General features: G+C 64.2%; 7 protein-coding genes. All 7 read right to left on the reverse strand.

The window, feature by feature from the left end; all coding sequences use genetic code 11:
- Positions 1–138: 138 nt before the first annotated feature.
- Complete coding sequence (locus KIH79_RS02110) at positions 139–672, reverse strand: MarR family winged helix-turn-helix transcriptional regulator (protein ID WP_219057869.1); 534 nt, start codon at positions 670–672, stop codon at positions 139–141.
- Positions 673–816: 144 nt separating this feature from the next.
- Positions 817–1,665 (reverse strand): sugar phosphate isomerase/epimerase family protein, encoded by an 849-nt coding sequence (locus KIH79_RS02115; protein ID WP_033492457.1) that lies wholly within the window; start codon positions 1,663–1,665, stop codon positions 817–819.
- 153 nt (positions 1,666–1,818) lie between these two features.
- On the reverse strand, positions 1,819–3,912 hold the full coding sequence (locus KIH79_RS02120) for an FAD-binding protein (protein ID WP_219057870.1): 2,094 nt from the start codon (positions 3,910–3,912) through the stop codon (positions 1,819–1,821).
- 180 nt (positions 3,913–4,092) lie between these two features.
- The gene (locus tag KIH79_RS02125) at positions 4,093–4,911 is read right to left on the reverse strand and encodes a 3-ketoacyl-ACP reductase (protein ID WP_219057871.1); all 819 of its coding nucleotides are present in this window, start codon (positions 4,909–4,911) and stop codon (positions 4,093–4,095) included.
- Between the two features lie 160 nt (positions 4,912–5,071).
- Positions 5,072–6,223 carry a Gfo/Idh/MocA family protein gene (locus tag KIH79_RS02130; protein WP_219057872.1) on the reverse strand — a complete coding sequence of 384 codons (1,152 nt, stop codon included), beginning with the start codon at positions 6,221–6,223 and terminating at the stop codon, positions 5,072–5,074.
- A gap of 523 nt (positions 6,224–6,746) precedes the next feature.
- Entirely contained in the window at positions 6,747–8,246 is a 1,500-nt protein-coding gene (locus tag KIH79_RS02135) for a glycosyl hydrolase family 28 protein (protein ID WP_219057873.1), read from the reverse strand.
- Between the two features lie 553 nt (positions 8,247–8,799).
- The gene (locus tag KIH79_RS02140; protein WP_219057874.1) at positions 8,800–10,500 is read right to left on the reverse strand and encodes an ABC transporter substrate-binding protein; all 1,701 of its coding nucleotides are present in this window, start codon (positions 10,498–10,500) and stop codon (positions 8,800–8,802) included.
- Positions 10,501–11,237: the final 737 nt, after the last annotated feature.

The following is an 11,237-nucleotide window of genomic DNA, read 5'->3' on the forward strand; positions in this document are numbered from 1 at the left end:
GTCTCTATGTCGTTGTCGTGTCGTTGTCGACGCGCCCGCAATCGTCCTTGCTGCGAGCACACCACCCCATATTGTCCCACTTTGGGACAAAAGTCAACCACGGCGAGTCCCTCGGAATCGCATGACGTGCGGCAACGATCAGACGCGTGCCTCGCGCAGGCGGCGGCGGAATTCGCGGCCGAAGATTTCCATGCTCCGCACAAGGGCGTCGCGTTCGGCCGGGTCAAGCTGGCTCATCGCCTGGTATTCGACGGCGCGCTCGGGGGCGATGAGCGCGTTGCAATAGCGGCGGCCCGCTTCGGTGAAGCGCACCGACTTGACCCGCTTGTCGCCCGCTCCACCGGCGCCTTCGCCGGCTTCGCCGAGCGTCACGTACCCCTGCTCCACGAACGAGGAGATCACGTTGTTGACGGTCTGCCTTGGCAGCATCGTGTACTCGCGGATGTCCTTCTGCGAGGCGCCGTCGTGGTCGTTGAGATAGTCGAGGATGCACATCACGCTGGTCGCCACGCCGAGACGGCGGCCGTAGTCGGCGAACGCCACGTCGATACGGCGCAGCTCCTCGAAGAACCGGTCGAGCTGTTCGGGAATCGACTCCGCCGCACGCCCGTCGTCGTCACGCAAGTCGTCGCGCGGAACGTCGGCCCGCACATCATCATTCGTCGCGCTCATCCCAGCCTCCGTATCCACGCAACCCATGCAAACTCGCAACAGTCCCATTGTAGGACAAAAAAGCGATCCCCCGCACGCATCCACGCGCGAGGGACCGCTTATGCAGCTACACAACAAAGAAACTTCAGGCAAGCGCCGGCCGCATCACGCCTGAACCGGCCAGTAGGGCGCGACCTCCTTGTCGAAGGCGTCGGAGACGCGGGCGGCGACCTGGTCGAACGGGGTGTCCCAGACGGCCTGGTTGAAGATCTCGCATTCGATGTCGCCGCGCCAGCCGGTGGCGGCCACGGCCTCGGTGAGGGACTTGAAGTCGATCACGCCCTCGCCCATGTAGTGGCGGCTCAGCAGCACGTCCTTCTCGAACGGGGTGCGGTAGTCGCACACCTGATATGTGGCGATGCGGCCTTCGCGCCCCGCCCGTGCGATGGAGTCGAGCACCTGCGGATCCCAGAAGATGTGGAACGTATCGACGGTCACGCCCACGGCCTTCGGATCGAACGGCGCGGCGATGTCGAGCGCCTGACCAAGCGTCGAGACGCACGCGCGGTCGGTGCAGTACATCGGGTGCAGTGGTTCGATGGCGAGCGTCACGCCGGCCGCGAGCGCATCGGATTCCAGTTCGGCGAGCGCGTCGGAGATGCGCGCGCGGGCGCCGATCAGGTCCTTGGAACCCGCCGGCAGGCCTCCGACGACGAGCACGAGCACCTTGCAGCCGAACGCGGCGGTTTCCTCGATCAGCTTGCGGTTGTCGTCGATGGAGGCGCGGCGATCGTCGCCCTCCGGCATGGTGAAGAAGCCGCCGCGGCACATGGTGGACACGCGCAGGCCGGAGTCGGCGACCATCTTCACGGCCTCCTTGACGCCCACAGCCTCGACCGGCTCGCGCCACAGGCCGACGCTCTGGTAGCCGGCGGCGGTCAGCGTGTCGAGGGTCTGGCGCAGGTCGGCGTACTTGATGGTCGCCTGGTTCATCGACAGAATCGGATTGGTCATAATACATAGCTCCTTTGCGGTATCAAAATTATTGCAATCGTGCGCAGTCGGCAGCCGTCGCCTACGGCGATCATGCACGTCAACGACGGACACCGACCCGCGCATCCTCGTCATCAGCGCAATATCGGCGAGCCGCCACCAGCCGGACGCTGATCAGTCGACGTTGCCGGTCTCGCGGTAGTCGCGCCACACGTTCTCGAAGAAGTCGTCGTCCTCCGGGATCGGCCGCACGGGTCGCCACGCGCACGTCACCGCGCCGCCTTCGCCGGCGATGTCGCCGCCGTCAACGGAACCGGCGCCGGCCGAATCAGACGCGCCGCCCGCAACGAACGTCGTCTCCTGCGTCTCGCCGTCCAGTCGCCCGCCGTCGAGCGTGAACCTGAACCGGTCGTCGAGGTCGATCGGCGTGTCCGCGTCCGGGCCGAATCCCTTGACCGGCAGCGCACCGTTCGGGTCGGTCCACAGCACGGATCCGCGCGACGTGTTGTGCGCATGCTCGGCGTACTCGGCCATGGCGCCGAGGTACGTGTACGCGCTGGTCAGGATGTCGCGCACGAGGAACACGCGGTCGATGCTGCGGCGCGACTTGGCCGTGGCGCTGACCGTGCGGTCGTAGTCGGCGAGCCAGCCGCCGACCGTGTCGCGTGCGGCGCGCACGTCGTCGACGTTGCGCACGGGGCCGGCCTTCGCGCTCATCAGCCGGCGAACGTCGTCGAGATACGTGCCGACGTTGTCATCCCCGCCCGCGGCCGCGGCACGAGCGCACGCTGAATCGAGCAAGTCGAACGCATGCCCGACCGTCGGCGCAGCGTATTCGGCGAACGCGTCGTCGTCCGTCAGCGGCAAATCGGCACGGTGAGCGGCAATCCAGGTCGCCGCGCGCAACGCCGCGACCTGACCCTCGTTCAACGCCGAACCGCCCGGACGATACACGCCGTGTCCGCCGTCGACTTCGCCGCACGGGAACAGGCCGTCGATGTTGGACCGCCACCAGCGGTCGATCGTGAGCCCGCCGTTGTTGTGCTGGGCGCACACGTCGACGCGCAGCATCTCCCGCTTCAGGTCGACGCCCGGATTCTTGTCGAGATAGAACTGGTACGCGGGTTCGTTCATGTGGCGCAGGCGTTCGATCGGCGTGCCGAACAGCGCGCCGGCCTTGTCGAGATACTCGCGCGCCTCCGGGGCGAGCGCGTCGACGTCGAGCTCCGGACGCATCGGGTTGGAGCGGAAGTCGAGATACACGTGGCGGCCGCGCAGCACGGTTTCGCGGTAGACGAACAGGTCGATGAGCGACGAGCCGTCACGTGCCTTGCGGATGTCGAACGGCCACTGGTAGCCCTTGAGGAACACGAGCGAGAGCTGCCGGCCGTAGTCGGGAATCGCCTCGGTCAGGAACTCGCGTTCGTCCGAACCGTCCGGGTTCGTGGACACGAAGCGCGGCAGCACCTGCATGTACGTGCCGGACACGTTCCAGCGCGGGGTGAGCGAGGCGAGGCCGAACTGCCATTCGGTCAGGTTCTTGCCCTTCGCCCCGGCGCGCAGCGGAGCGCCGGACGCGCCCCACTGGCCGTTCGGGTACACGCTGTTCGCGTACATGCCGGCCGGACCGCCGGTCGCGTACACGATGTTCGGCGTGCGGAACACGGTGAAGCGCGGCTGGTCGGTGCCCGGTTCGGCGCGGCGGTTGAGCACGAGCAGGCCGATCACCCGACCGTCGTGGACGAGCACGTCGACGACGCGGCAGAATTCGAACGTTTCGATGCCCTTCGCCTCGACGGCCTTCTGCAGGTGCTCGACCATCGACTTGGACGTGTACGGGCCGACGGACGTGGCGCGGCGGCGCGGGTCATGGTCGGTTTTGTAGCCGATGTATTCGCCGTAACGGTTGCGAGGGAACGGCACGCCGAGTTCGCACAGGTGCAGGAACGCCTGCGTGGAGCAGGCCGCTTCGGCGAGCGCCACGTCGCCGTCGACCGCGCCGCCGGCGAACAGCGTTTCGGCCATGTCGCGCACGGAGTCGGGGTCGCCGCCGGACAGCGTGAGCTTGTAGTAGGTCTGCTTGTCGGAGCCTGCGTTGCGCGACGTGCCGGCGTCGATGCGGTCGGTGACGATCGCGATGTCGGTGACGCCCATGTCGTACAGCCGTTCGGCCGCGCAGTAGCCGGCCGATCCGGTGCCGACGACGACGGCCTGACGGTCGACGACGGGAACGTCGTGTCCGGCGATGGTCATGGTGTGCTGTGTCATTGGATGGTCCTTGATGGTCCTTTGCGATCCTAGTACCCTGTCGGACTTGATGTGATGGGTTCTGGCTACCCCTCAGTCACTGCGTGACAGCTCCCCTGACAAGGGGAGCCAAGAAAATAAAAGCCGCAGTTAAACCCGACAAAGCACTCATCGCTCCTGTGTTTTCACACGTTTCGCCGGTCAGAGCACCGGAATGTGCATGCCGCCGTCGACGTTGATGATGTCGCCGGTGGCGTACGGCGTGTTGCCGGAGGCGAGGATGGAGACCGCGCCGGCCACGTCGGCGGGCTTGCCCCAGCGGGCGATGGGCGCGCCGCCGTTGGCGAAGAACGCGTCGTACTTGTCCTTGACGCCGGCGGTCATGTGCGTGGCGATGATGCCCGGACGCACTTCGTACACGACGATGCCTTCGGGGGCGAGGCGCACGGCCCACAGTTCGGTGGCCATGTGCACGCCGGCCTTGGAGATGCAGTATTCGCCGCGGTTGATCGAGACGGTTTCGGCCGAGGTGGACGACACGTTGACGATGGTGGCGACCGGGCCTTCCGGCGGTTCGGGCAGGTTTTCGATCGGCCCGCGCAGCGCGATGACCTTGTTGGCGAACGCCTGCGTCAGGAAGTACGGTCCGCGCAGGTTGATGCCGAGCACGCGGTCGAAGCTCTCCGGCGTGGCTTCGAGCAGGTCCTTGCGTTCGGTGGGCGCGACGCCGGCGTTGTTGACGAGCACGTCGAGTCGGCCCCATGCCTCGACCGCGTCGTTGAGGAATCGCCGGTGATCCTCGGCGCTGGTGACGTCGCCGCGCACGTAGCGCACACGGGACGGGTCGCCGGCGATCTCGCGCAGTTCGGCCATCACGTCGGCCGGCTCCTCGCGGCGGGCGAGGATGTCGACGGCGAAACCGTCGGCGACGAGCCGCTTGGAGATGCCCAGGCCGATGCCCTGGTTGCCGCCGGTGACGAGCGCGACCTTGACGCCGCCGTTGATGTTGTTGTCAGTCATGATTCGCATTCCTTTCAGCCCCCCTTGGCTCCCCGGGCCGTTCAGTCGTTCCGGGGAGCCGCCGGCCATTCCGGCCGAGGGAGTCAAGCGTTTTGCCGCGTCGCGCGGTGCGTTCGCCGTGCGACGCGTCTACCGGTCGAACGGACTCGGCAGGACGGACTCAGTAGCGGCCTTCCGGCACGAGCACCTTGGCGCCCTTGGCGGCGGACTCGTAGCCGAGTTCGGCCAGGCGCACGCCGCGCGCGCCGGAGGCGAAGTCGTACGGGTACGGGGTGCCTTCGACGAGCGAGCGGATGTATTCCTCCCACTGGGCCTTGAAGCCGTTTTCGAAGGTTTCGTCGGTGGCGATCTCCTGCCAGTTGTCCATGTAGTGGTGCGGATCCGGGACGTCCGGGTTCCAGAACGCCTTCGGGGTGGCGTCGCGCACCTGGATTTCGGCGCCGAACAGGCCGACGACCGCGGAGCCCTTGGTGCCGTCGATCTGGAATTCGAGGAGCTCGTTGCGGTAGACGCGGGTGTTCCACGAGGAGTTCATCTGCACGGTGATGCCGTTTTCGAGTTCGAAGATCGCGTAGGCGGCGTCCTCGGCGGTGGCCTGGTACGTGTTGCCCTGCTCGTCGACGCGCTCGGGGATTTCGGTCTTCGCCTCGGCGTACACAGACTTGACCTTGCCGAACAGGCCTTCGATCACGTAGTTCCAGTGCGGGAACATGTCGGAGATCATGCCGCCGCCGAGCTCCTTCTTGTAGTTCCAGCTCGGGCGCTGCGATTCGCGCCAGTCGCCCTCGAACACCCAGTAGCCGAATTCGCCGTGGACCGAGAGGATGCGGCCGAAGAAGCCGGACTTGATGAGGCGCTTGAGCTTGAGCAGGCCAGGCAGGAACAGCTTGTCGTGCACGACGCCGGTCTTGATGCCCTTGGCCTCGGCGAGGCGCACGAGCTCGCATGCGTCCTCGTAGGTTTCGGCGAGCGGCTTTTCGGTGTAGATGTCCTTGCCGGCGGCGATGGCCTTCTTGAGGGAGTTGAGGCGGGCGGAGGTGACGAGGAAGTCGGCGTACAGCGGGTAGGCGGGGTCGGCGAGCACCGAGTCGAGGTCGGTGGTGTACTTGAGGCCACCGTGCTTTTCGGAGGCTTCCTTGAGCTTGGACTCGTGACGTCCGACGAGGATCGGGTCGAGCTGGACGCGCGATCCGTCGCTCAGTTCCACGCCGCCCTGCTCGATGATCGGCAGGATGGAGCGGCACAGGTGCTGGCGGTAGCCCATGCGGCCGGTCGCGCCGTTGAGAATGACTCCGATGGTCTTGTCTGCCATGATATTGGTTCCTTTCGCTGATTGCGGCTTTGCAGTCACGTTGTTGACTTGTTCGTCTTCGTTCGGCGCCTACCGCGTTGTCGCACTGCTTTATCCGGCTTTATTTGGTAAGCGCTTTCCGTTGGTTTTCAATATACACCACTCCCCCAGCCAACGCAAATCGCAAGAAACGCCGAAAATACGGCCACCCAAAACAAAACAACCGTTTACCAAATCGGTAAACGGTTGCCTTTACTGTCCACTCTAGGAGATCTCGCGCAACGACGGTTGCCGGTCCGACCGCCACTCCAATCTCCGATTATGCTCAGCTCGACGATCGAGAGGCCGATCTGGCCTTTTGCCGAGGTCAGTTCGACGATCGAGAGGCTACCGATCATCGCAACGGCGTCCCGCAGAGACCACAGCCAACGCCATATGGCCGAATATGGCCGAATCCGACTTCGCGATCCCGCCAAGACAGCCTCTCGATCGTCAAACCGACACGTGCATGCCCCGAAATCAGCCTCTCGATCGTCGAACTCCCCTATTCGATCGTCACGTCGGCGGCGTTCGCAAGCACCTGCACGTTCGCGTCGGCGAGCGCGGCGCAGCGCACCCCGTCGCGGCGCATGTTACGGATATGGATGCCGCGCACCGGATGCTCCGCGTCGTAGCCGCCGACCAGCGACGGCTCCTCGTCGCCGGCCGTCACCGCGCCGGTGGTCACGTCCACGTCCTCGACGTGCACGTTCTCGATGAGCCGGCCGGGCGCCGGGTTGTAGTCCTTGTTCCACTTGGTTTCGATGTCGAGCACGCGGCCGTGGCTGATGCGTTCGATGCGCACGTTCTTCCACAGCACGTCGCGCACGGTGTTCTTGTCGCCCGCGTTGATCGCCATCACGCCCAGATAGTTCGGCTGGTACTCGTTGTGTTCGAGCACGTCCATGTCCTCGAAGCTGATGTGCTCGATCACGTCGCCGTCGTGCTCGTGGTCGCCGTGCGTGCCGATCATCATCGGATGCGCCACGTCGGCCCACAGCGTGCAGCCGTGCGCATGCACGTTGCGCGAGCCGCCGCGGTACTCCCAGCGCGAACCGTACACGGCGATGCAGTCGTCCGACGTGCGCAGGAAGCAGTCGGCGATCTCCACGTCCTCGCACGCCATCATGTCGATGCCGTCGGACCAGCCCTCGCAGCTGAACGACTTGAGGCAGCGGATCGTCACGTCCCGCGACTTGCCCATGAACACCGAGTAGTGCGGCGGGTTGATGAGGATCAGGTTCTCGAGCGTGACGTGCTTCGAGAACGTGACCATCACGCCGTTCGTGCCGGCGAAGCGCTTGAAGTCGGCCAGATACAGCACGCCGCGGCCGCGCACGCGCACGTCTTCGGCATGGTCGATGATGAGCGATCCCTCGATCACGGCGCCGCCTTCGAGAATCACGTCGACGTGCGACGGCAGTCGCCATTCGCCGTCGAACAGGTAGTAGTAGCCCGGCTTGATGCGCACGACGACGCGCTCGTCGCCGCCGTTCTTGCCGGCACGCGCGCGCTCGATCTGGTCGTTGATCTCCGGCCCGATCGTGAGCGCGTGCTCGACGGTCACGTCGGCCTGATCGTAGTCGTCGAGCAGACGGCCGGCGAGAATGTGCAGGTTGTGATGACGTTCGCGATTGAGCTCGACGCTCAGGTTGGCGGGATGGTCGAGCGTGAACGTGACGCGGTCGGGCTGCACGTGCGGCTCGACGCCAACCGACAGCGGGCGCACGTCGGCCCGGTACGTGTAGAACCAGCCGTTGACCTTGACTTCGACTTCGACACGGCCGGAGAAGTCGAAGTAGCACATCGACGACTCCTGCACGTAGTGCGAGTCGATTTTGACGCGGTAGACCGGGACGGACTGCCAGCCTTCGGCGGTCGCGTCGTCGTCAGTCTGGACTTCGCCAGGGGCGAGCGGACGGACGCGGACGCTGTATTCCGTGCGCAGCGTTGCGCCCGCCGGGGCCGGGTAGACGCGGATGGCGCCGGCGTTGGATGTAGTCATGATCGTCACCTTTCGTTGTGATGTCGCCGTTGCGCGCGATCGTCGCCGCGCAACTTGCGTAACCAGTTACTCTTACTGCTGATACCCAGCATAGTGCATTTCGCCGATGCCGCGACGACACGGCAGCATCGTCTGTCCGGCGAGTCCGCGCCGCAGCGCATCGGCCGGCACATCCGAACGACTTCCGCCGAACGGATCGTCGGACAGGCGATCGGACAGGCAAAGGGGCGGGCGGCGCTTTGCGCGTCGCTCGCCCCTTCCCTGGCTGTTCCCGCTGACACCCCCGTCAGAAGGAAGAATCGATGCCGTTCGGACGATGCGTCAGCCGATGCTCGTCGAACGGGGAACAGGTCGTTTTGAATCCCGGAATCATACCGGAATCACCTCGGAATCATGCCGGAATCATTCGGACAAGGACTCGCCCCTTCTCCCGGCCCCGGTCCCGAATGAGACCCTGGCCGCAATACCGGTCGAAATCCCGAACGGAACCCGCCCCCGATCGGACCGGCGTCGGCAGAACGGAACGGCCGATACGCGGGTTCCGCATTCGCGATCAGAGCATCTGGACCTTGTCGAAGAACTTGTCGGCGTAGCCGGTCTCGAACTTGACGAGCTTGTCGTAGCCGAGCGACTTGGCCTTCTTGACCATGTCCTTCTCGAGGCTGTTGAACTCGGAATCGGAGTTGGCGTAGATCATCTTCCACGAGTACTGCTTGATGACGTCGCCGACCTGGCTCTTGATGACCTTGTCCTGGTCGCTGTACTCGATGGACGGCAGATCCGGGGTCTTGAAGCCCTTGACCTGACCCTTCTTGATCAGGTATTCCTGCACGTTGAGCGCGCCGTCATGGTCGGCGGTCCACTCCTTGTCGAGGGAGCTGGCGTTGTCCTTGAGGTAGGAGTCCCACTGGTTGTAGACCACCGGGAAGTCGTAGTCCTTGCCGGTCGGCGTGCCGGTGGAAGTGTTCACGCGGGCCTTGAAGGTGTCCTGAACCTTGCCGCCGCCGTCCTTCGCAGGCACTTCGGCGCTCCAGTCGCCCTTGCCGAGGTCGGTCAGCTCCGGCTGGCCCTGCGCGTTGCGCTTCCACAGCACGCCCTCCGGGCCGTTCTCAAAGCCGAAGGAACCCTCGTCGCCGTACATGAAGTTGAGGAACTTCACGGCGTTGTCCTTGTTCTTGGAGTTCTTGGCGAGGCCCCAGAACCAGTTGGAGCCGAGCGTGGAGGTGGCCTGGTAGCTCATGGCGTCGTCGCTGGGGACGCGCTCGTAGCCCTTGTTCTGCGCGGTCATGTCCTTGTTGACCGGGTTGTAGTTGAGGTTGCCGAGGTAGCCGTACACCCACATCGCGGACTGGCCCTTCTCGGCCTTCTTCATGTAGTCGTCCCACGTCTGGGTGGCGGAATCCGGGTCGAGCAGGCCGTCCTGGTGGATGGAGTTGGCCCACTTGAGCGCGGTCAGGTAGGTGCCGCCGTCGGCGAGGATGTCTTCGACCTTCTTCTCCTCGGGCTGCAGGTTGATGAAGTCGTAGGAGTTCACGCCGTCGTTGGTGATCCAGCCCAGTTCGGTGGCGATGGAGCGCAGCTGTCCGGCGGAGGTGGTGTCCCAGCCACCGAAGAGGCTCAGCGCGTACATGTTGTCGCCCTTCTCGGTCTTGGAGTGGGCCTTGGCCATCTGTTCGGCGATGTCCTTGTAGTCCCAGTAGGTCTTGACCTCCGGGGAGCCGAGCTCCTTGTAGTAGTCATAGCGGAAGCTCGGCACGTTGACCGGGTCGCCCTTGCCGAGCGCGGCCTTCTGCGCGGCGCCGGACGGGATGGCGTACACCTTGCCGGAGTCCATCTTGGTCATGCGGTTGATCGCGTCGGTGAAGCGGAACGCGTTCGGCAACTTGCTCTTGTACGCGCTCAGGTCCTCGACCGCGCCGGCGTCAATGGCCTGCTTGAGCGAGTCGCGGCTGTTGAACGCGATCAGGTCGCCGAGCTGGCCGGTGGTCAGCTTGGTCTGGAAGCGGTCGGTGCCGCCGACGGTGGACGGGGTGACCTTGACGGTCAGGCCGGTCTTGTCCTTGAGCCACTTGCCGACGTAGCCGTCGAGCGTGCCCTCGTACGTGGCGTTCTGCGTGAAGATGGAGATCTCGTTGGAGCTGCTCGCGGTGTTGGCGCCGCCGCATGCGGCCAGCGGGACGATCATGGCGATGCCGGCCACGGCCGCGATGCCGGTAACCGCTTTCCTGCCATTCCAACGTGAAGACTTGGTCATTGCTGCTTCCCTTGCTCGAAACTTCTTCGGTTCAGCACCGCTTCCAAACCATTCCAATGTTTCTTTGAATCCATTCAAAAGCGGAACTGGTTACAGTAAAGCGCTTTCCTTGAATCGTGTCAAGATGCATTCATCATCGGCGTTTCGGGCTATTTTTCAACGAAAAAGATCGTTCAAACGATCGCAACAACCCGCCTCAAGTTCACGTAACAGGTTACGTTACTATCGTGATGCAGTGATAATCACGATGGTGCATGCACAATCCGCAAAAGTCGAATGACGATCCAGATCCGGCTGGCCGTCCTTTCAAATACGGATAACCAACCCCCATGATCCAGCTGGCCAACCCCGATGGGAACACCCGCGATCACGCGATGGCAAAGTACGTCCTGATTCCATCGCGTGATATCGACGCCGGGCACGCGATGGAATTGATTCGCTCCAATCCATCCCATGACCTCGATATCAGGAGTTTTAGAGCGACCCCGCGGTCACGCAATGGAAATTGCCGCTTGCTTGCCATCCCGTGATTACCCGTACAGTCCGCGGAACGGAAAAACACCCTCATTTGCCATTCCGTGACCCCCATTGCATGGAATTTCGAAGGATTTCGAGGTCACGGAACGGCATTGGACCGTTTCAATCCATCGCGTGAACAGTCGGCCGGTCATGCGATGGAAAAATCCCTCCATTTTCCATCGCATGACCTCCGCCCCCCGCAACATGCCCCTTCGCAA

Source organism: Bifidobacterium miconis (assembly GCF_019331735.1).
GTDB lineage: Bacteria > Actinomycetota > Actinomycetes > Actinomycetales > Bifidobacteriaceae > Bifidobacterium > Bifidobacterium miconis.

Coding starts and splice junctions, on each gene's coding strand:
- KIH79_RS02110 (WP_219057869.1), bottom strand. CDS start 672: ATGAGCGCGACGAATGATGATGTGCGGGCCGACGTTCCGCGCGACGAC.
- KIH79_RS02135 (WP_219057873.1), bottom strand. CDS start 8,246: ATGACTACATCCAACGCCGGCGCCATCCGCGTCTACCCGGCCCCGGCG.
- KIH79_RS02140 (WP_219057874.1), bottom strand. CDS start 10,500: ATGACCAAGTCTTCACGTTGGAATGGCAGGAAAGCGGTTACCGGCATC.
- KIH79_RS02130 (WP_219057872.1), bottom strand. CDS start 6,223: ATGGCAGACAAGACCATCGGAGTCATTCTCAACGGCGCGACCGGCCGC.
- KIH79_RS02120 (WP_219057870.1), bottom strand. CDS start 3,912: ATGACACAGCACACCATGACCATCGCCGGACACGACGTTCCCGTCGTC.
- KIH79_RS02115 (WP_033492457.1), bottom strand. CDS start 1,665: ATGACCAATCCGATTCTGTCGATGAACCAGGCGACCATCAAGTACGCC.
- KIH79_RS02125 (WP_219057871.1), bottom strand. CDS start 4,911: ATGACTGACAACAACATCAACGGCGGCGTCAAGGTCGCGCTCGTCACC.